17 protein-coding genes are annotated in these 21,072 nt (G+C 37.1%); 9 read left to right on the top strand and 8 right to left on the bottom strand.

Going from position 1 to position 21,072, the window contains the following annotated elements; genetic code table 11:
• Window positions 1-220 precede the first annotated feature (220 nt).
• Together miaA and R3333_RS00680 are read left to right on the top strand one after the other, a co-directional pair.
• Entirely contained in the window at window positions 221-1,123 is a 903-nt protein-coding gene (miaA, locus tag R3333_RS00685) for a tRNA (adenosine(37)-N6)-dimethylallyltransferase MiaA (protein ID WP_318956650.1), read from the top strand.
• Window positions 1,124-1,164: 41 nt separating this feature from the next.
• On the top strand, window positions 1,165-1,806 hold the full coding sequence (locus tag R3333_RS00680; protein ID WP_318956649.1) for a carboxypeptidase-like regulatory domain-containing protein: 642 nt from the start codon (window positions 1,165-1,167) through the stop codon (window positions 1,804-1,806).
• Here the strand turns inward: R3333_RS00680 and R3333_RS00675 are convergent.
• A complete protein-coding gene (locus R3333_RS00675; RefSeq protein WP_318956648.1) occupies window positions 1,803-2,972 on the bottom strand; it encodes an N-acetylmuramoyl-L-alanine amidase in 1,170 nt (389 codons plus the stop codon). The two genes, R3333_RS00680 and R3333_RS00675, sit on opposite strands and share 4 nt — an antisense overlap.
• Window positions 2,973-3,038: 66 nt before the next feature.
• Here R3333_RS00675 and R3333_RS00670 point away from each other — a divergent pair, with 66 nt between their 5' ends.
• The gene (locus R3333_RS00670; RefSeq protein WP_318956647.1) at window positions 3,039-5,594 is read left to right on the top strand and encodes a putative LPS assembly protein LptD; all 2,556 of its coding nucleotides are present in this window, start codon (window positions 3,039-3,041) and stop codon (window positions 5,592-5,594) included.
• A 75-nt stretch (window positions 5,595-5,669) separates the two neighbouring features.
• Window positions 5,670-6,245 (top strand): YqgE/AlgH family protein, encoded by a 576-nt coding sequence (locus R3333_RS00665; protein ID WP_318956646.1) that lies wholly within the window; start codon window positions 5,670-5,672, stop codon window positions 6,243-6,245.
• Between the two features lie 207 nt (window positions 6,246-6,452).
• Here R3333_RS00665 and pckA read toward each other — a convergent pair whose 3' ends face one another.
• The 7 genes from pckA to R3333_RS00630 form a co-directional block, all read right to left on the bottom strand.
• On the bottom strand, window positions 6,453-8,063 hold the full coding sequence (gene pckA / locus R3333_RS00660; protein WP_318956645.1) for a phosphoenolpyruvate carboxykinase (ATP): 1,611 nt from the start codon (window positions 8,061-8,063) through the stop codon (window positions 6,453-6,455).
• Window positions 8,064-8,224: 161 nt separating this feature from the next.
• A complete protein-coding gene (locus R3333_RS00655; RefSeq protein ID WP_318956644.1) occupies window positions 8,225-8,614 on the bottom strand; it encodes a DUF423 domain-containing protein in 390 nt (129 codons plus the stop codon).
• Between the two features lie 2 nt (window positions 8,615-8,616).
• On the bottom strand, window positions 8,617-10,263 hold the full coding sequence (recN, locus tag R3333_RS00650; protein WP_318956643.1) for a DNA repair protein RecN: 1,647 nt from the start codon (window positions 10,261-10,263) through the stop codon (window positions 8,617-8,619).
• Complete coding sequence (locus R3333_RS00645) at window positions 10,263-11,171, bottom strand: DUF4835 family protein (protein ID WP_318956642.1); 909 nt, start codon at window positions 11,169-11,171, stop codon at window positions 10,263-10,265. Before R3333_RS00645 ends, recN begins: the two co-directional genes overlap by 1 nt.
• Window positions 11,168-12,361, bottom strand: coding sequence for a bifunctional phosphopantothenoylcysteine decarboxylase/phosphopantothenate--cysteine ligase CoaBC (gene coaBC, locus R3333_RS00640; RefSeq protein ID WP_318956641.1), 1,194 nt, complete (start codon window positions 12,359-12,361; stop codon window positions 11,168-11,170). Before coaBC ends, R3333_RS00645 begins: the two co-directional genes overlap by 4 nt.
• Before the next feature lie 7 nt (window positions 12,362-12,368).
• Entirely contained in the window at window positions 12,369-12,686 is a 318-nt protein-coding gene (locus R3333_RS00635; RefSeq protein WP_318956640.1) for a DNA-directed RNA polymerase subunit omega, read from the bottom strand.
• Between the two features lie 13 nt (window positions 12,687-12,699).
• Window positions 12,700-13,698, bottom strand: coding sequence for an outer membrane protein assembly factor BamD (locus R3333_RS00630; protein WP_318956639.1), 999 nt, complete (start codon window positions 13,696-13,698; stop codon window positions 12,700-12,702).
• 236 nt (window positions 13,699-13,934) lie between these two features.
• On the opposite strand from R3333_RS00630, the gene uvrB reads away from it, so the two are divergent.
• From uvrB to R3333_RS00605, 5 genes are all read left to right on the top strand, one after another.
• Window positions 13,935-15,953 carry an excinuclease ABC subunit UvrB gene (gene uvrB / locus R3333_RS00625; RefSeq protein WP_318956638.1) on the top strand — a complete coding sequence of 673 codons (2,019 nt, stop codon included), beginning with the start codon at window positions 13,935-13,937 and terminating at the stop codon, window positions 15,951-15,953.
• Between the two features lie 80 nt (window positions 15,954-16,033).
• On the top strand, window positions 16,034-18,097 hold the full coding sequence (locus R3333_RS00620) for a dipeptidyl-peptidase 3 family protein (protein WP_318956637.1): 2,064 nt from the start codon (window positions 16,034-16,036) through the stop codon (window positions 18,095-18,097).
• A 127-nt stretch (window positions 18,098-18,224) separates the two neighbouring features.
• Window positions 18,225-19,595, top strand: coding sequence for an alpha/beta hydrolase family protein (locus R3333_RS00615; RefSeq protein ID WP_318956636.1), 1,371 nt, complete (start codon window positions 18,225-18,227; stop codon window positions 19,593-19,595).
• A 31-nt stretch (window positions 19,596-19,626) separates the two neighbouring features.
• Window positions 19,627-20,442 (top strand): hypothetical protein, encoded by an 816-nt coding sequence (locus tag R3333_RS00610; RefSeq protein ID WP_318956635.1) that lies wholly within the window; start codon window positions 19,627-19,629, stop codon window positions 20,440-20,442.
• Between the two features lie 137 nt (window positions 20,443-20,579).
• Entirely contained in the window at window positions 20,580-20,771 is a 192-nt protein-coding gene (locus R3333_RS00605; RefSeq protein ID WP_318956634.1) for a cold shock domain-containing protein, read from the top strand.
• The last annotated feature ends 301 nt before the right edge of the window (window positions 20,772-21,072 follow it).

Below are 21,072 nucleotides of genomic sequence, written 5' to 3'. Positions count from 1 at the left end.
AATCAATTCATCATTTTAGAAATGAAATTCTTTTTCTCCCTTCAACCGATCATCCTTGATTTATGTCTATAAACTAAAGTTTTCTGTTTTTTTATCAACATTTGTTTTGTCAACTCAAAAACTTCATTAAATTTGCCTCAGGTTTAGTTGTAAAAGGTAGGTTAGATTGAAAGGAGTAAAACGCTAGTTTTGCTCCTTTCTCATTTTTATTAGATTCGTTATGAAAAACTTAGTTGTAATTGGAGGGGCCACTGCCAGTGGTAAAACAGGTCTTTCAGTAGCTCTTGCCAAACAATTACAATGCCCAATCCTCTCCGCTGATAGTAGACAGTTTTACAAAGAAGTTGCCATCGGTACTGCAAAACCGAGTCTAGAAGAACAAGAAGGAGTTCCCCATTATTTTATAGATAGTCATTCCTTAGAAAATCCAGTTTCTTCTGGTGCCTTTGAAGAAGAAGCCATTCCCCTATTGGATAAATTATTCGAAAAACATGACAACGTAATTCTAACAGGTGGTTCAGGTTTATTCATTGATGCTATTTTATATGGCATTGATGACATCCCAAAAGATGATCAAGTAAAGGAACATTATATAAACCTAGAGAAGGAAAAAGGTTTAGCTAACTTATTAGAAGAACTTGAGGAAAAAGACCCCGATTATTTTCAGGAAGTAGACAAAGGAAACAGTCATAGGGTTATACGCGCACTTGAAGCTATAAAGTGTTCAGGACAAAAATTTTCTGAGCTGCGTAAAAACGCCAAAAAGGTGAGAAATTTCAATGCCTACATATTTATCTTAGACCATCCCAGGGAGGTTCTTTACGATAGAATAAACCAACGTGTTGATATAATGGTTCAGGATGGGTTATTTGAAGAAGTCGAACGTGTTGCCCACCTCAAACACCTTCAAAGTTTAAACACCGTGGGATATAAAGAAATCTTTGCTTACTTCAACGGGGAAAGTACTAAAGAAGAATGTATTGAATTAATAAAGCGCAATACAAGACGTTACGCGAAGCGTCAAATTACATGGTTTAAGAGATACAAAGAGGCCACTTGGATTCCTTATACGAACATGGAGAAAATGACCGCCTTCATTAGAAATAAGCTACACTTGAAATAATTCATATTTGAATTCATGGCTTTTTCCTTATTTTTAATGTCATGAAAAAAGCGCTGTTTCACTTCACCCTCATCATTTTAGTTTTACCAATCTTAATAGCCTGTAAAAAGGATCCTTTAGAATTTACCATTAAAGGAAATATCTACGACGAAAGTTTTAACCAAGGTTTAGAAAATGCCCAAGTAACATTAACTGCTGTTGATGCGAATACAGGGGATGTAAGAATTGTAGGAGAAAGTACGCTAAACGCTTCAGGAGATTATAGCTTTACTTTTTTAAGAGAGCGAGATCTTAAATTCTACCTTAAGGTTGAAAAAGACAATTACTTCCCCATTGACGAAACCATATTTTTCTCGGAAATAACTACCGAAAATGACAACATTTTCAATTACACAACCCACGCAAAAGCTTTCATCAATTTTAAAATAAAAAACACGGGAGCGAGCGACCCTAATGATCAATTGAAATTAGAGATTTACGAAGCAAAAACAGGTTGTGAATCTTGTTGTGGATTAGGACAACGCTTTTTCAACGGGGCAAACATTGACACCAACCTGTATTGTGCCAACAACGGAAACCAATATTATAAATTTATTTATTGGGTACCTGAAATTAGTCTCGTCGTTTTTGACAGTTTAATCACAACCCCTTTCGATACCTTAGATTACGTGATAGAATATTAAGGTAGAGCAGCGCGAGCTTCAGTTATAGAGACACGTTCTCCATTTTTAAAAGCCACTACAAAAGCTGAGGAATACCCTTTTGCCACCATTTCTTTGCGCAGTTTAAAAGCAGCGTCTATATCCATTACATAATTTCCAACGGTATACTTAAAGAGTTTATTCTGAAAATATTCCTCTACTGTTAGTCCTTTAAACCTAGTATCATTAAGAGCCACCTTGGTCGTAGAAGTTTCTATTTGCACCTTAAAAACATACTTATCCGTCAAATCTTCCTCTTCTACGTAAAAAACTTCCTCTTTCACTTCTGTGATTGCTTCGGATGTATCTGTTACATTGAGTAAGCTATCAGGTAAATCTGCAATTTCTTTGGCATCCACAATCAAAGTATTCACCCCTTCAATTTCACTTTTGTATTCTTGAAAAGCTTTAAAGATACTATTGGCCATTTTTTGTTGATTCACCGGATTCGAAAGAAATTCTTCCTCTTCTTTATGCGTCAAAAAACCAGTTTCTATCAACACACTTGGCATCGTTGTTTTATAGAGTACAAGAAAACCAGCTTGTTTCACTCCCCTGTCGTGACGACCCAAATTCTTAAATTGGGCCTGAACTTTAGCCGCAAAACTGATGCTTTGCTGTAAGAACACACTCAATTGTAAGTTGCGCGCAATAATCGCGTCCGGACTCAAATCAAAGTCTTTGTACTTTTCACCATTATCCTCCTCTAAATAAATTGTACTGTTTTCTCTTTCTGCAATTTTTTGTTGACTCTCCGTTCTGTGCAATCCTAAAACATAAGTTTCCACACCTTTCGCAGCTGGACTAGCAGCGTTTGCGTGTATACAGATAAACAAATCTGCATGATTATCATTGGCCAATTTCGCTCGGTCATCTAGAGAAACAAACACGTCGGTTTTACGTGTATAAATGATTTTTATCTCAGGATACTTACCTCCGATGTATTCTCCCAATTTAAGTCCAATAGCCAAGGCTATATCTTTTTCTTTAGAGTGTTCACCATGACAACCAGGATCGTGACCACCATGTCCTGGATCAATAACAATTGTTCTCACGCCATCAGGCAATACAACCTCCTCTTGAGCGAAGGAGAATAGTCCTGTTAATAATGTGAAAAATATGAGTATGGATGAAAAAAAATTGCGCATCACCTAAGGTAATTTTTTAGTTTTGTATCCGTTATAACTCGGATATTACAAATTTACAAAGAACACTTGCTCAAATCACGTACCATAGTTCAGTTTTTCGTCGTTAGATTGTTAATAATTCTGAGTATAATCACTTCGGCTCCAAGCTTTTCTTTAGGGCAAGACAGAATCGTAAAAGTAGACAACACCCTAGAGGCCCCCATTACTTATTCATGTAGAGACAGTATTATTACAGATGTTAAAACTGGAATTTCAGCCTTGTATGGTGATGCTAAAGTAGAGTACGAAGGAATATCTCTTACGGCAGACTACATAGAAATGGATATGGAAAACCGTACTGTTCAAGCTACTTATACTTTAGACCAAGACAGCAACAGAGTTGGAATTCCCGTATTTAGTGATGGAAGTGAAGAAGTAAAAGCTGCAACGCTGAAATACAATTTCGAAACAAAAAAAGCATACATACAGGAGCTTAAGGTTAAGCAAGAAGAAAACTATTTACACATGGAAAGAGCAAAGCGTCAAACCAATGGCGAGCTGCACTTTGTAGAAGGTAAATTTACCACTTGTGACTTAGACGAACCCCACTATCATTTTCAATTATCTAAAGCGGTATTGGTTCCCAACAAGCGTATTGTTAGTGGTCCATTAAATTTATGGATAGCAGGTGTGCCCACTCCTTTGGGACTTCCGTTCATTTTTCTACCTACGCAAGAAAGAGAACAAACAGGGATTATTTTTCCTCAACTGGCTTTCCAAAACGCCAATTTAGGAATGGGCTTCCAGGATCTAGGTTACTTCTTTCCTATAAAAGCCTCTGATAAAATTCAGACCAGTTTATACGCTTCAGCTTATACCAGCGGAACTTTTGGCTTTAAGAATTATACCCAATACAACGACAGATACAAGTACAATGGATCACTGGAATTAAGTTTCATTCAAATCAACAGACCCTTTCCAGATGACAGTACTTTACAAAACAACAGTGTCATCAAGTGGCAACACCGACAAAAGAACAATGCGAACCCCTATTGGAATTTCAGTTCTGATGTAAACTTTCAGTCGAGTAATGACGCAACATTAAGCACCCAAACAGACAACCCAGACTTCTTAAAAAGCACCTTAAATTCAAGTATTAACATTACACGTAAATTCCCGAGTAAACCTGTTACTATGGGACTTAAGGCCGCAATGAAACAAAACAAGTCTTCGGGAAATATAGACATGGACTTACCCGTATATACTTTAAACGTTAACCGTTTCTTCCCCTTCAAATTCTTAAGAAGAAATTCTATTGGTAAAGAAAGGTTTTACGAAAAAATCGGGGTTACCTACAACTTAGAAGCTAGAAACAATACGGTATTTGCCGATAGCCTTATACGTACAAGAGATTACACTGGAATGGCAGCCAATCTGCGCAATGGTGTAAAAAACTCAATAAAGGTAACTACAGCGGTTCCACTTCTTGGGAGTAGATTCACACTAACGCCATCCATTAATTACAATTCAAGAATCAACTTACAAGGAATAGATCAGGTTTATGATTTCTCCGGCGACAGCATCATAGAAACCGAAAGCAATAACTACGGTGGATACTCACAAGACCTTAGCTTCACTTCAAGTTTAACAACCTCTCTATATTCTTATTACAGATTTGTAGGAAAGAGCAAAATGAAAATGCGTCACGTTCTTACACCATCTTTCAACTTCTCTTATACTCCAGATTTAAGTAGTACCGTTACAAGAACTTATATAACCAATACACAAGACACAGTTGTTTTAAATTTCTCCCCTTACCAAAACAGTATATACAGGGAAGGCTACTCTCGAGAAACTGCAGTAATAAACTACAGCTTTAACAATGCCTTTGAGTTTAAAAAACGTGTTACCAACGACACCATTGATGAAGATGTGAAGTTTCGTATAATAGAAGCCCTGAGCTTCTCTGGAAACTACGATTTCTTAAAAGACTCTTTAAACTGGAGTCCCGTAAGAGCCAACCTAAGAGTTAAACCATTTAAGTTTGTGAGTGTTGTAAGTTCAGCTACTTTCTCTCTATATGCCATAGATGACTTTGGACAGCAACAGAATAGTTTTGCATTTAGACAGGGCCAAAGCTTAAGTAACCTTACGCAATCTGATGTATCTGTTACCTTCACCCTTGCCAGTAAGGAAAGTTTAAAAAAAATAGAAGAAACAAAGTTCTCGGAAGCTAATTCCTGGAATGCAGACTACGAGTATTACCGCCTTCACCCGGAAGAAGTATTAAACTATGAAATTCCTTGGAAACTGAACTTTTCTTACAACTTCTACACAAGCATTCACACAGATTCTGCCAAGTTTGTAAATCAAAGGTTTAATCAAAACCACACCATAAACATGGTGGCAGATTTCAGTTTAACCAAACGTTGGAAAGTCGGAGTTAATGCCAATTACGACATCAGTAACAAGAACCTTCAACGTACAGTTTTCTCACTAAATAGAGACATGCACTGTTGGGTTTTAGCCTTTAGATGGATTCCGTCTGGAACAGGACAAAGTTTCACTTTAACCTTCAACGCGAAGTCTAACCTGTTCAAAGACGCCAAGTTAAATTTCACAAGACCACCTGCCTTCTTGTAACAGAAGAACATTTCTTCCATTCCCATTGCTTTTCTTTTAAAACTATCCTTATATTTAATACAAATAACCCAAACTTTGGATTTAAGTTTTACAAATAACTCAACACCTGCAAAAGGAAAAATTCTGATTTCAGAGCCCTTTTTGAACGACGATTATTTCGGGCGTTCAGTTATTCTTTTGTGTGAACACAACGAGGAGGGTAGTTTCGGTTTTGTACTCAATAATTTTATTGATTTAGACTTGAGAGAAGTGGCCAATAACTTCCCTGATATTGAAACAAAAATAGGTATTGGCGGTCCTGTAGAAACAGATAATATTTACTTTATTCACAGCAGGCCTGATGTACTGAAAGACAGCAGAGAGGTTATTCCTAACATTTATATTGGTGGTTCTTACAGCGAGCTCTTACATCACCTAGAAACGGGTGAAATAAAACCTACAGAGGTCCGCTTTTTCCTGGGTTATTCAGGATGGTCACCCCATCAGTTAGATCAAGAGTTAAATGAACATGCCTGGTTGGTTACAGATATCAAGGCGAAAGACATTATGGACGTGCACGCCGGAGATACTTTGTGGAGTAAATACCTTAAAAAACAAGGCAAGAAGTATGCGGTTATGACTTCATTCCCCATCAATCCTCAAGACAATTAATATCACTTGGCCAACGGCCGGGTTTTCCATTATAGTTTGCTTTTTAGGCATTAGTTTCAGTGCACCTATATCGCACTTCTAAAGTCGTGCACCATAGGTTTGTTCAACTAAAATCCCTAAAAAACAAAGCTGTCATTCCACCCCCTGTTGGAAACAAAAAAAGGGACAAACCGAAGTTCATCCCTTTTCAAATTCAATGATAGAATCTTAAACTAAAGCTTTAGGCGCTGCAGCTAAAATTTCTTCATTAGCGTGCTCTTCAAACTTCTTAAAGTTGTTTACGAACGCATCAGCTAACTCACTAGCTTTAGCATCGTATCCAGCTTTATCTTCCCAAGTATTCTTAGGGTTTAAGATTTCAGCAGGTACATTCTCACAAGTATTTGGCATTTCTAATCCAAAGATTTCGTGTTTCGTGTACTCTACGTTATCTAATTTTCCTTCTAAAGCAGATGTAATCATTGCTCTTGTGTATTTCAAGCTTAAACGCTCTCCTGTACCGTAAGCACCACCAGACCATCCAGTGTTGATTAACCAAACTTTAACGTTGTTTTCGTTCATTTTCTTACCTAACATCTCCGCGTATTTCGTTGGGTGTAATGGTAAGAATGGAGCTCCGAAACATGCAGAGAATGCAGTTTGTGGCTCTGTAATTCCAGCTTCAGTTCCAGCTACCTTTGCAGTGTATCCTGAAATGAAGTGGTACATTGCTTGTCCGCTATCTAACTTAGAGATCGGAGGCAATACTCCAAAGGCATCACACGTTAAGAAGAAAATATTCTTTGGTGTAGTTCCTACTGAAGGAGTAGCAATGTTATCAATGTGGTGAATTGGGTAAGATACACGCGTGTTTTGCGTAATGCTATCATCTGTGTAATCTGGAGTAGATGTTCCATCTACAAACCCAATGTTTTCTAAAATCGCTCCAAACTTAATGGCGTCGTAAATTTGTGGCTCTTTCTCAGCAGATAAGTCGATAGTTTTCGCGTAACATCCTCCTTCGAAGTTGAATACTGTACCATCAGCCCAACCGTGCTCATCATCTCCAATCAATCTTCTGTTTGGATCTGAAGATAAAGTTGTTTTACCTGTTCCTGATAAACCAAAGAATACTGCTGTATCTCCGTCTTTACCAATGTTCGCAGAACAGTGCATAGAAAGAACGTCTTTCTCATGCGGCAATACGTAGTTCAATACAGAGAAGATTCCTTTTTTGATCTCTCCTGTGTATCCTGTACCACCAATAATTATCATCTTTTTAGTAAAGTTGATAACTGCAAAGTTAGATTGTCTTGTCCCATCAATCTCTGGATCAGCCAAGAAACCAGGTGCACATACGATGTTCCACTCTGCATCAAATTCTTGGACTTCTTCATCTGTTGGTCTTAAGAACATGTTGTATGCAAACATGTTAGACCATGGAAATTCTGTAGTAACTCGAATGTTCAAACGGTGATTATCATCCGCACAAGCATAAGCATCTCTCACATACATGTCCTTACCAATAAGGTAAGACTTCATGCGATTGTAAAGTGCATCAAACTTCTCAGGAGAAAACTTGATGTTGATATCTCCCCACCATACTGTGTTTTCAGTGTTCTCATCACATACAACAAATCTGTCTTTAGGAGATCTTCCTGTAAACTTTCCTGTTTCAATTGCTAATGCACCAGTATCTGTTAATACCCCCTGACCGTTTAGGATTGTATCTTCTACAAGCTCTGCAGGTGTTAGGTTCCAGAATACATTTCCTAGGTTCTCTAAACCGATAGAATCTTTCAAATTGGCATTTTTACCTCTCTTACCGAATTCGTTCATAAAACTGTTTTTGAAGCTTTCGCTTTGTGTTTATAAATGCAAAGATACATTAATATCGTTTGGCCGTCTGTTATCGTAGACAACATTTTTCACATTTTGTAAGGTCAAATTGTGGATAAACCATACATTATTTAACAATCTCTGTTTTTTTTAACATTTAATTACTTGGTGCGGACATATTTGACAAAAATACCGCCCCAACCAAGTATCATTAACACTCCACCAAGTGGAGTAACGGGACCTAAAAACTTAGGTTTATCCCCTCCTAATGCTGGTATCAGCACCAGTAAAAAGATAGAGAGTGAAAACAAAACAGTACCCCACAAAATTTGTCGATACTGCGTTTTTATCTCAAAGTCAAAACGTTGCATAAGTACGCTTAATAGCATCAAACCAAAGCTTGTATAAAATAAATAGCGTACACCCGTTTCAAAAGATCTAATTTTATCTGCCGCAACGTCCAAGCTTTCTAATCCATGTGCTGCAAAGGCACCTAACAAAATGGCCAAGGTTAAGATCCCTAAACCTATACTTATTAATTTTCTATCCATGATTATTGCATTAACTTTTCTGCGTTTGCCAACGCTGCATCATTCACTTCTGAACCACTCATTAACTTAGCAACTTCCACAACTCTCTCCTCTTTGTTTAACACATCTAGCGTCGTAAAAGTCTCATTCTTTCTATTCTCTTTAGCCACTTTTATGTGATGCTCACCTTTAGAGGCTACTTGCGGTAAGTGAGTAATCGCAAATAATTGCATGCTCTCTCCCATAGCTTTTAATAATTTACCAATTCTATCAGCTACCTCCCCAGAAACTCCGGTATCTATTTCATCAAATATCAAAGTAGGTAAACTCTTCTTTTTAGAAAGTAAAGATTGAATACATAAGAATAATCTACTTAATTCTCCACCTGATGCAGCCTTCTCTATAGGCTGAACATCCATACCTTTATTGGGAGTAAATTTGATGGTCAATTTATCTTGCCCACTTTCTGTTAAGTTCCCTGAAGTGATATCAAAAACTAGTTGTGAATCCGCTAACTTTACTTCTTGTAACAAACTCACTATTTCTTTTGCAATTCCTTTAGATTTTTTAGTTCGAGAAGAACTCAATTCCTGCGCTTCTTTCATCAATTGCTCTTCTTGTGCATTTAAATCTAAAATCAAAGCATCTATCTCTTCTTGTAAATCTAAAACATCGGTGTCTTTACTCTGCAATTCATTTTTTACTTCTATTAAGGCAGATTGGTCTAAAACATTGTGTTTTTTCAATTGACTATTGTAAGCGTTTACCTTTTCGGTTAACTCGTCAATCAATTGCGGATCTACTTCAACTTTAGACAATTCACTTCCTGCTTCTTGGGCAATATCATCTAACTCTATTTCCGTTGTTTTAATGCGCTCCAACAAAGCATCTAAGGCTTCATCGTTTAAGTTCATACCGCTTATTCTTCGGTGTAAGGCTCTTAGATGCTCAAGCACACCACCTTCTCCAGAAAGTTGCTCATCTATTCCCGAAAAACTAGCTCCTAAGTCACCCGCATTTTCTGCTCTATTGAGTTCAGTTTGAAAAGCTTCAAAATCTACATTATCCAAATCTAGTGCTTCCAGTTCCTCTAACTGAAAACGAACGAAATCTGCATTTTGAAGATGTTGCGCTAAAGCCTCTTTCTTTTCAGACAATTCTTTTTGCCCTTGTTTCCAAGCTTTAAACTTTGCTCTGTATGTTTCACGTTTTGTCAAGGTACCAGCCAAAGTATCCAACAAGTCTAACTGAAAAGCAGACTCGCGAAGTGCTAAGGTATGGTGTTGACTATTGATGTAAATTAACTGCTCAGAGAGTTGTTTTAAAACACTCAACTGTACAGGACTATCATTCACAAATGCGCGTGACTTACCGTTCGCGCTAATTTCTCTGCGGATGATTGTTTCTTCAAAAAAGTCTAAATCTTGTGTTTCAAAAAAAGCAGGTAAACCGTAATTTTTAATATCAAAAACAGCCTCTACTATGGTCTTTTTTTCTTGATTTCTAATTACTGCATAATTTGCTCTTTCTCCCAGAATAAGAGAAAGCGCTCCTAATAATATAGATTTACCTGACCCTGTTTCTCCAGTGATCACTGTAAACCCTTGCTCAAAATCTAATTGCGCATTTTCTATAAGTGCAAAGTTTTGAACCGTAAGTTTTTTAAGCATTATTCAGAAAGAATTTCTTGATATTTGTTTGAATTCGCAGGGTCCACTCGTTTCAACAAGTTCACCACTTCAGTTTTCTCGGCGTTTTCAGCATCGGTAAACATTCCTTTTACTTCAGACAATTTCATCTTCGCAAAAATCACAACGTTTAACGATCCTGGTCTAATTCGGTGTACCGCTTCCATTTTCTTCAACGCATTTAAACACGTTTCACGCGCTTTGGTAGCGTTGGTATACATCTTATCTAAACCTTTTCTGTGATAATCGTAATACATTTCGCGCAAAGGTTCAAACTTGGGTTGCAAGATGTAATCGATAAGGAAATATCTATTACTTCTATCCCTATCTTCCGAAACCCAACCTGCACCACGGTATGAGGCCGCCTGAATTACTATAGTTTGTGCTTGCTCAAAATATTTTTGACCGCCCTTTAAAGAAAAAGAGTCGTAATCATAGCCTAAAATGATATTGGCATAATACGCCAAAATTGAAGTCAGCTCATTCTTATACTCATTAGGAGAATAGGAAATAATTGCATTTCTCGAGTACTTAAAATTAAAATCGTTGTCCAAAAATGAAAATAACGTGGTATTGTATGTACTGTTCAATACTGGACGTGTTGATTGTATTTGCAAACTTGCCGCGTAATTACCTGGTGATGGAATTGCGTTAATCGTAATTTGTAACTGACAACTTATTCTCTCCTCTACCTCGAATTCATCCGTGGTCCAAACCGTAGTATTCATGAATTCATATATGGTCAGCTTTAGCTCTTTGAAAATTTCTTGTTCAACAGAGGTTACATCTAATCCAGGTTTTACACCAATAGAAACTTGACAATCTAATTCTTGTGCTTTCGCCGTAATAGAAAAGATTACGAAGGCGAGTATGCTTAAATATTTGGTCATAATTTATTTGCAATAAAATTCACAATGTCATAGGCAACATCGTCTTTACTCTTCAACTCAAAATTATGAAAATTATTGTCTTTTTCTAACAAGGTTATTTTATTCGTGTCCCCTCCAAAACCAGCACCTTTATCTTCCAAGGTATTGATAATTATTGCGTCTAAATTTTTACGCTCTAATTTTCCTTTTCCATGCTCCAGTGCATTATTGGTTTCCAGAGCAAATCCAACTAAAAACTGTTGTTTTTTATTGGCTCCTGCCCAAGCTAACACATCTGGATTCTTCACCAATTCTATGGTTAAATTATCTGCCTTCTTTTTTATTTTTTGCTTGGCTTGTGTTTTTGGACGGTAGTCCGCTACCGCAGCAGCAAACACTCCCCCATCTACTTTTTCATACACCGCTTGCACTGCCGCCAACATTTCTTCTGCCGACTTCACATCAACACGGTTCAACCTCTCGTGATGGATTTCTTGTTTGGAAGGTCCTAGAATCAAATCTACATGAGCTCCTAAACTCAACAAAGCTTTTGCTATAGCTACTCCCATTTTTCCTGAAGAATGGTTTCCGATAAACCTTACAGGATCTATCGCCTCGTAGGTTGGTCCAGCTGTAACCACAAAACGCTTACCTGCCAATTTTTCGGCATCCGTAAAAAAGCGTTTTACCTCTTTAAAAATATCTTCGGGTTCTGTCATTCTACCTTGTCCCACCAAACCACTGGCCAATTCTCCAGACTGTGCAGGAATCACCTGTACTCCGTCTTTTTGAATTTGAGCTAAATTTCGTGTTGAACTCGGATGAGCATACATGTCCAAATCCATTGCAGGAGCTACCATTACAGGACATTTTGCTGAAAGATAAGTGGCAGTTAACAGGTTGTCGCAACAACCATTTGCTATTTTAAAAAGTGTATTTGCTGTAAGTGGTGCAATAAGCATGAGATCCCCCCACATTCCTAAATCAACGTGGTTGGTCCATTCGCCATTCTCCTTGTTCCAAAAATCTATGGAAACAGGATTTTTTGATAGTGTAGCAACGGTTAACGGAGTTATAAAATCAACAGAGGCAGAAGTCATTATACATTTGACTTCTGCCCCGTTTTTTATTAATAACCTTATTAAAGACGCAATTTTATATGCTGCAATACCACCTGTTATACCAAGGACTATTTTTTTTCCTTGTAACATGGTAGTTTTACTCTTCTAATTTACGTTGGTATATCTTGCCTTCGGCCAATTCTTTCATAGCCATAGCTACCGGCTTCGGTAACTTTTCGTAGAACTTAGAAATTTCGATTTGCTCTCTGTTTTCAAAGATCTCTTCTAAATTATCAGTAGAAGAAGCAAACTCCTGTAACTTACGTGTTAACTCCTCTTTTAATTCTACATTAATTTGGTTAGAACGTCTTGCTAACATGATAATTGTTTCGTACAAGTTTCCTGTAGCTTCCTCTAATTCACTTGTATTTCTTGTTATCGTTGTACGTTCTGCAGTACTATTTTTAAAGCTCATAATAGTTTTTACTTTACTGTAATTTTTGCAAATCCTTCTCCGCTTTATCTTTGATATCGTTTGCACGTTTCAAAAATTCAGAATCAGGAAATTCGGCTACAAAGTTACGATGTTTTTCTATAGTTTCTTTAAGATATATGATTTTTTTAGCTTTCGAGTTGGTTTCGGACAATTGATAGGTTGCCAATAGCTCTCTAAACTGATAAGTTTCAGAAACTTTCAGAAGTTCTTCCTTCGAGTTTTCTTTCATCTTATTTACTTTTTTCGCATAGCTAGAACCCTCATACTTAGCTTCAAACAAATCACAAAACTTAATTACTTCCTGAAACCTAGCTTTTTTCTTGGTGAAAATACTTTTCGTTGCAAGGGTAAAAGCGTTATAAATTCTGAGGTAAGCTACCTCTTCATTAAACGTACTTTGAGGAAAGTTCTCCATGAAAATAGTTGCAGAAGTTTTTGCGGCTTTGTAATTCTCCATATTGTGGTAAAGAATAACTGCCTCATAATCCTTCTTTTCTAACTTAAAACGCAAACCATCCATTAACGTATTACATGAGTCTACTAAATTACTTTCTGGATATCTATCGATAAAAGTTTGTAAATCATTGATTGCAATCTCCGTATCCTCTTGATCCAACGATGCATCAGGAGATAATTTAACAGAGCACATTGCACTTAAAAACAGGCACTCCTCTGCCCTTGCACTGTAAGGAAAACGCGTCACGAAGTTGTTTAAGTAATACCCCGCCATGATGAAGTCACGCATTTTGTAATAGGTCATCCCCATTTTGTAGTAAGCCAACTGTCCATCCTCTGTTCTTGGATAACGTTGATAAACTTGCTCGTACAAAGTAAGCGCACGTGGATAAGATTCTTTTTCGTATAAAGTTTCTGCCTTTAGTAATTTTGCCTCGTAATTATCTCCCTTCACAATCTGTCCATAATCAGAACAAGAAAGCAAGACCAACGACAACATTAATACAGTGGTTCTTGACAATATTTTATTTTTCATCGTTGACAAAAATAGAAGATTTTCATGTTAAGTAGTGTTAAAAGGAAATTCTTTTACATTCCTTAAGAAAACTTAAGATTTCTAATTCTTTGAACCTTATATCGGCTTTAGCTTAAAGTACGCTTTTCTCAAAGAATATCCTTTGGCTGACAGAGCCTTAAACACTCCCTTAATTCCTCATTTATTCTACTTAAATTTGTACAGCCGATAGGCCTAAAATTAGAAGCAAAATCTACATGAATTTCAAACTCGTTTCAGAATACCAACCCACAGGCGATCAGCCGCAGGCGATAGAAAGTTTAGTTAAAGGAATTAACAATGGTGAAATGCATCAAACCCTTTTGGGGGTAACAGGTTCTGGTAAAACATTTACCATGGCCAATGTTATTGCTGAAACCAATAAACCAACGCTCATACTTTCTCACAACAAAACCTTGGCAGCACAACTTTATGGAGAGTTCAAACAGTTTTTTCCGAATAACGCCGTAGAATATTTTGTTTCGTATTATGACTACTACCAACCTGAAGCGTATTTGCCGGTTACAGATACTTTCATTGAGAAAGATTTAGCCATCAATGACGAAATTGAAAAGCTTCGACTCTCTGCAACTTCCGCCCTCCTATCAGGGAGAAAGGATGTCATAGTAGTTTCTTCCATTTCTTGTATTTATGGTATGGGAAATCCAGAGGAATTCTCAAAAAGCATCATGTATGTAAAGGTGGGGGACGTTATTAGTAGAAATAAGTTCTTATTTAAATTGGTAGAAAACCTATACTCTAGAACAACCGAAGAGTTTGACCGTGGAAATTTTAGAGTAAAAGGAGATGTGGTAGATATCTACTTGGCGTATGCCGACTATGCTTTGCGTATAGAGTTTTGGGGAGATGAAATTGAAAAAATCACTTCTATTGACCCCTTGAGTAATACAACGCTAGAAGAGTTTGAAGAAATCAATATTTACCCAGCAAATATCTTTGTAAGTTCTCCAGACACAACAAGAGGAGCCATACACGAAATCCAAGAGGATATGGTAAAACAGGTGGAAGCTTTTAAACGAGAAGGAAAAATCACAGAAGCAAACCGCCTCGATGAACGTGTGAATTTTGATTTAGAAATGATACGCGAATTAGGTTACTGTTCTGGTATTGAAAACTATTCGCGTTACTTTGATAAGCGTGAACCTGGATCAAGGCCCTTCTGTTTGTTAGATTACTTCCCGGACGACATGATGATGCTCATCGATGAGAGTCACGTTACCGTTCCTCAAATTAGAGCGATGTATGGAGGTGACAGATCTCGAAAAGTAAACTTGGTTGATTATGGATTCCGTTTACAAGCAGCTATGGATAACCGTCCTTTAAAATTCGAGGAATTTCTGAGCATGCAAAGTCAAACAATTTACGTATCCGCCACACCGGCAGATTTTGAATTGGAACAATCCAACGGAATTGTGGTAGAACAGGTTATTCGTCCTACAGGATTATTAGACCCTATTATAGAGGTAAGACCTAGTCTGAATCAAATAGATGACCTCATGGAGGAAATCAACATACGCATCGAAAGAGATGAAAGAACTTTAGTTACTACGCTGACTAAGCGTATGGCCGAGGAACTTCAAAAATATTTGCAAAAATTAGGAATAAGCTGTGAATACATACACAGTGATGTTGATACACTTAAACGTGTAGAAATTCTGCGTCTACTGCGTTTGGGAGAATATGATGTATTGATTGGAGTAAACTTATTGCGTGAAGGATTAGATTTACCTGAGGTGAGTTTGGTGGCAATTATTGATGCAGACAAGGAAGGTTTCTTGCGCGATGAGAGATCTTTAGTACAGACGGTTGGTAGAGCAGCCAGAAACGTCAACGGAATGGTAATCATGTACGGAGATAAGATTACAGACTCCATGCAAAAGACCATAGACGAAACAGCAAGAAGAAGGCTTATTCAGGAACAATACAATGAGGAGCATGGCATCACTCCTACCCAAATTAGAAAATCGCACGAAGAGATTCTTAAACAAACAAACATTAGAGAGGAAGAAGAAACCTATACCTACAAACAAGAAGGTAAAAGTACGATTGTTGCCGATCCTGTAATTCAAATGATGTCGCAAGAACAACTTGAGAAAACAATTACTGCTACCCGTAAGCGTATGGAAAAAGCTGCTAAGGATCTTGACTTTATAGAGGCTGCACGCTTGAGAGATGAAATGTTTGAACTAGAAAAAATGAAAAAAGCCGGCGAATAATTAACCGGTGATTATTCTACACCTGTGGTTCTGTTTATCTAAAATGCAATGTCTATATTTAGACCGCTAATTATATTGACATGAATAGAAAACACATTTTTGGTGTAGGAATTATGTTGGCAGCCTTGGGTACAAGTGCTTGTAATCAACAAAACGCAACCGAAACACCACAGGAAGTAAATGTAAAAGACACCATTGATTTGGCCATTAACCCGAATCCGGATGATTTGGAAATGGTAGTAGATAGATTCGCAGACATTCAAGTATTGCGCTATAAAATCAATGATTTCGATAATTTAAGTGTAAACCAAAAGAAATTGGTTTACTTCCTGGCACAAGCTGGTTTGTCTGGTAGAGATATCATCTACGATCAAAACAACGAACACAACCTTGAAATTAGAGCAGCGTTAGATAATATTTTAGCCAATTACAAAGGTGATAGAGAACATGCCGATTGGTTAAATCTAGAATTATATGCTAAGCGCTTTTACTTCGCTAATGGTGTACACCACCACTACGGAATGCAAAAGATGATGCCAGCATTTGAGCAAGCATATTTCACGGATGTAATGCAGTCTGTTGGCTCAGAAATGAGTCCGGAAGCGTTGGAATTGATGTTTAGTGACAAGGTAGGAATGAAACGTAAGAACAAAAATTCTAACGTTGACATGATTGTAGCCTCTGCCAATAACTTTTATGGTGAAGGAGTAACACAAGCAATGGTGGAAGAATTCTACGCAAAGAAATCAGCTGAACAAGATTCTACGCCTGTAGAATTAGGATTGAATTCAAAACTGGTTCTTGAAAATGGTGAGTTAGTAGAAAAGGTATATTCTGCTGAAGGAATGTATGCCGAAGCAATTCAACAAATCATTTACTGGTTAGAGCAAGCTGTAACGGTAGCAGAAAACGAAGATCAAAAAGCAGCACTTGAAAAATTAATTGAATACTACCAGTCTGGAGACTTAGAAACGTGGGATGAATACAACATTCTTTGGGCGAAGTCTACAGCTGGAGATATAGATTACATCAATGGATTTATTGAAGTATATGGAGATGCTTTAGGTAAAAGAGCAAGCTTTGAATCTATCGTGCAGATTACAGATTTTGACGCTTCTGAGCGTATGAAGGTTGTAGCCAATAACGTACAATGGTTCGAAGATAACTCTCCTATCATGGAGGATCACAAAAAGAAAAGTGTTAAAGGAGTTTCTTATAAAGTAGTTCAGGTTGCAAGTGAGGCTGGAGATGCTTCTCCGTCAACACCTATTGGAGTAAACTTGCCGAACAACAACTGGATTAGAGAACAACACGGTTCTAAATCTGTGAGTTTAGGAAATCTTATTGCGGCTTACAACGAGTCCAAAGGAAGTGGTTTATTAGAAGAATTCGCACACGACGAGAAAGAGGTAGAATTGGCGAAAGCTCATTCTAAACTTGCCGGTAAAATGCACACGGCCCTACACGAAGTGGTAGGTCATGCTTCTGGACAAATCAACAAAGGTGTTGGTCAACCCGCTGAAACCTTAAAGAACTATGCTTCAACATTAGAAGAAGCTAGAGCTGACTTAGTTGGTTTGTACTACATTATGGATCCTAAATTAATGGAGCTTGGTTTAATCGAATCTTTAGACGTAGGTGTTGCAGAATACGATAACTACATTAGAAACGGATTAATGACACAATTGATGCGTTTGGAATTAGGAGATGACATCGAGGAAGAGCACATGCAAAACCGTCAATTAGTGGCTTCATGGGCAATGGAAAAAGGAGCTGCAGACAATGTAATTGAGCGTGTGGTTAAAGATGGAAAAACTTACTTTAACATTAATGATTACGACAAGCTAAGAGAATTATTTGGAGAGTTATTAAAGGAAATCCAACGTATCAAATCTGAAGGTGACTACGAAGCTGGAAAGAATTTGGTAGAAACATATGGAGTTAAAGTGAACCAAGAAATTCACAAAGAAGTATTGGAAAGAGTGAAAGTCCTAGACCTTCCTCCGTACCAAGGTTTTGTTAACCCTGTACTTTCTCCCGTAAAAGATGCAGATGGAAATATCATCAATATTAAAGTGGAATACAACCAGGACTTCATTGAACAAATGTTGTTCTACAGCGAAAAATATTCATTTTTAAAATAAAATGACCCCATAAGAAAGCCCTCCATTGAGAGGGCTTTTTTTATGCCCTATAAACCAGTTCTACCTTTAATACCAATTCCACAACTCACTTTTATTCTAAGTTGTAAATTGTACAAAAACTACTTCTATGAGAACACTTTTATCACTAGCAATTCTCTTTCTCTCCTTGTCCACTTTCGCTCAAAATTTCAAAGGAGATTGGGAAGGAGAATTAAACGTTATGGGGCAGAGACTTCCCATTATATTGCACATAGTTAATACTGATAACAGTTACCAGGTTACCATGGATTCTCCCAAACAAGGAGCTAAGGATATACCTGTTGATGCTTCTTTAAAGGAAAACCAACAACTTGTAGTTCAATCGGGGGCTATGGGATTAGAACTACCTTTAACAAAGCTTCATGAAGACACGCTACAAGGAATCTTCAGTCAAGGTGGAATGAACATTCCGATAACTTTTTATAGAATCAACAATCAGGTTATTGCTGAAGTGCAAACACACAATTTTAAAGCGACATCCTTTAACATAGATTTACAGTCACACTTAATTTCAGGTGAAGTTGACACCCCTCTTTCTGGAGATAATTTCCCCGTGGTTGTGCTAATTTCAGGTTCTGGTCCACAAGACAGAAACTCTACGGTATTTGGTCATGATCTGTTTCTAGAATTAGCCAACTACTTTACAAAAAATGGTTGGGCAGTAGTACGTTTCGATGAAAGAGGAACAGGTAAATCTACAGGAAACTTCAGCACTTCTACTACCACAGATTTCGCAAAAGATGTTAGTGCGGTTGTTGATCACATCGCAACACTTCCTTCGCTCAATAAAAATCAAATTATACTTATAGGACACAGTGAAGGTGGAATCATTGCTCCAATGGTAGCACAACCCCACCCTCAGGTAAAAGCTTTCATTTCTTTAGCAGGAGTTACTGCAGCTCCTAAAGAACTGCTCAAAGCTCAAGCGCACTTAACAGCTCAATCCCAAGGAATGAATGAAGCAGCATTAAAAGCCTATGACTCCCTATATGCGCAACAAATAGAACTTGTGTATAAGAGATCTCCAGAAAACAAAGACAGTATTGATGCGCAACTTCAAAGTTTAATTGCTCAACAAATTAAAGATAATGGGGTTACGGGTGAACAAGCACAAATCATGTTAGATGCAGCAATGGCTCAATTCACTTCTCCATGGATCTCACATTTCGCTCGAATGAATGTTTCTGACATCACTCAAAATTTAAATAAACCAGCGTTTTATATTTTTGGAGAGAAAGATATTCAAGTACCCGCTGAATTGAACAAATTGAGTTTAGAGAAAGACTTGAAAGAAAAACAACAGGCGCAAACTCAAATAAAAGTTCTTGCGGATCACAATCACCTCATGCAAAAATGTACTACATGTACTTTAGATGAATACTGGGATTTAGAAGGAGGGTATTCAACGGAAAGTTTAACCCTAATGCTAGAATGGCTAAACGAAATAAAAGACATGTAACTTTCAATCTCATTTTACTTATACTTGTGATATGAGAACAAAGATTACACTATTACTAAGTATAACAGCATTACTCTTTGGAAGTAGTGCTTTTTTATGGCCTAAAAAAACAACGATTACTCCTCCCGGTACATTTGAAGTGAGTGATAACTTCTACTGTGATGAAACCGTCACTACGAATTTCGATTGGTTAGAATACACTACTTGGTTGGAGCGTGTGTACGGTAAAGAAAGTGAAAAATACAAAGCTGCAATACCCAACAGTGATGTTTGGGGAGAAGAATTCATTTGTTTACTTCAGCTCAGAAAACATTACGCAAACCACCCTGCTTACAGGGATTACCCGGTTATAGGGATTTCTCAACAACAGGCCGAAGATTATTTAAAGTGGAGAAGCGATCGTGTAATGCAGTATTTCTTAGTCAAAAGAAAAGTAATAGAGTTTAATAACGACACCACACCTGAAAGTATTTTCACTATAGAAAAGTACTTTGCCGGAGAGTACCAAAATACAGCCCCTCACAAACGCTATATGCAATACCCTGTTTATAGTTTACCAACACCTGAACAGTACTTAGACATAAGTTCGTCTTACAATGTTTATACAGATAGTCTCCCTAAGATCCCTTGTTACTTCGATTCTTTAAGAGCAATACCCTTACATCCAAATCCAAAAGGAGTAGATTTTGCGGATAAACTTTCTGAATGGACTTCAAAACCTAATACAATTGTGGGGAATAATTGGAGAAAACCACAAGGTGAAATCGTAAATTCTTCTAAAAAAGCTACAAATTACATCGGTTTTAGAGCTATATGCACTTGGAGGACTTTTAAATCACAAAATTAATTTCAGAGCTAAACCTAGTGATAGTAAGCTTTTAAGAAGAAAACTTTTGATTTACAAGGAATTAATTCTAAAATAAAACTTTAAAATAGTATTAGGCATTAAATTTACACTACCTTTGTCCTTTAATACAATTTATAATGCAAAAAGGAACAGTAAAATTTTTCAACGAAACTAAAGGATTTGGTTTTATCGTTGAAAACGATTCGAAACAAGAGTATTTCGTACACGTATCAGGATTAATCGATGAGATTAGAGAAGGTGACGAAGTTGAATTCGAATTAACAGAAGGAAAAAAAGGATTGAATGCAGTTAACGTAAAAGTTTCATAATATTTAATTTTTGAAAAGCCCGGTTAAGCAATTAACCGGGCTTTTTTTGTGCCTTATATTTTGACAGTTTGTTTGTCTTATACCGGTGAAAGCCTTAGCATAGGTTAATATACTCACTTGGAATTTTTCAACTACTTCATCTACCTCTGCCTCTCCCTTATTCTAATCGTTCATCTTTTCTCCTAGAGACCAAAAACGATTTCCAAAAACTAAACAACTATAAGTAGATTGGAGATAATTCAAAGCTACCGACTAATATAGAATCGATGGAATAGCAAGGTATAGATTACTTCATAAGATT

The sequence above is a fragment of the Lishizhenia sp. genome, assembly GCF_033720595.1.
Classification (GTDB): Bacteria; Bacteroidota; Bacteroidia; order Flavobacteriales_D; family Crocinitomicaceae; genus Lishizhenia.
This window is presented reverse-complemented; position numbering and strand designations above follow the sequence as displayed.

What these genes read in the sequence shown, in the direction of transcription:
- R3333_RS00675 (WP_318956648.1), bottom strand. Translation starts at nt 2,972, where the DNA reads ATGCGCAATTTTTTTTCATCCATACTCATATTTTTCACATTATTAACA.
- miaA (WP_318956650.1), top strand. Translation starts at nt 221, where the DNA reads ATGAAAAACTTAGTTGTAATTGGAGGGGCCACTGCCAGTGGTAAAACA.
- R3333_RS00645 (WP_318956642.1), bottom strand. Translation starts at nt 11,171, where the DNA reads ATGACCAAATATTTAAGCATACTCGCCTTCGTAATCTTTTCTATTACG.
- R3333_RS00615 (WP_318956636.1), top strand. Translation starts at nt 18,225, where the DNA reads ATGAGAACACTTTTATCACTAGCAATTCTCTTTCTCTCCTTGTCCACT.
- R3333_RS00680 (WP_318956649.1), top strand. Translation starts at nt 1,165, where the DNA reads ATGAAAAAAGCGCTGTTTCACTTCACCCTCATCATTTTAGTTTTACCA.
- R3333_RS00655 (WP_318956644.1), bottom strand. Translation starts at nt 8,614, where the DNA reads ATGGATAGAAAATTAATAAGTATAGGTTTAGGGATCTTAACCTTGGCC.
- coaBC (WP_318956641.1), bottom strand. Translation starts at nt 12,361, where the DNA reads ATGTTACAAGGAAAAAAAATAGTCCTTGGTATAACAGGTGGTATTGCA.
- R3333_RS00610 (WP_318956635.1), top strand. Translation starts at nt 19,627, where the DNA reads ATGAGAACAAAGATTACACTATTACTAAGTATAACAGCATTACTCTTT.
- R3333_RS00630 (WP_318956639.1), bottom strand. Translation starts at nt 13,698, where the DNA reads ATGAAAAATAAAATATTGTCAAGAACCACTGTATTAATGTTGTCGTTG.
- R3333_RS00635 (WP_318956640.1), bottom strand. Translation starts at nt 12,686, where the DNA reads ATGAGCTTTAAAAATAGTACTGCAGAACGTACAACGATAACAAGAAAT.
- recN (WP_318956643.1), bottom strand. Translation starts at nt 10,263, where the DNA reads ATGCTTAAAAAACTTACGGTTCAAAACTTTGCACTTATAGAAAATGCG.
- R3333_RS00620 (WP_318956637.1), top strand. Translation starts at nt 16,034, where the DNA reads ATGAATAGAAAACACATTTTTGGTGTAGGAATTATGTTGGCAGCCTTG.
- uvrB (WP_318956638.1), top strand. Translation starts at nt 13,935, where the DNA reads ATGAATTTCAAACTCGTTTCAGAATACCAACCCACAGGCGATCAGCCG.
- pckA (WP_318956645.1), bottom strand. Translation starts at nt 8,063, where the DNA reads ATGAACGAATTCGGTAAGAGAGGTAAAAATGCCAATTTGAAAGATTCT.
- R3333_RS00605 (WP_318956634.1), top strand. Translation starts at nt 20,580, where the DNA reads ATGCAAAAAGGAACAGTAAAATTTTTCAACGAAACTAAAGGATTTGGT.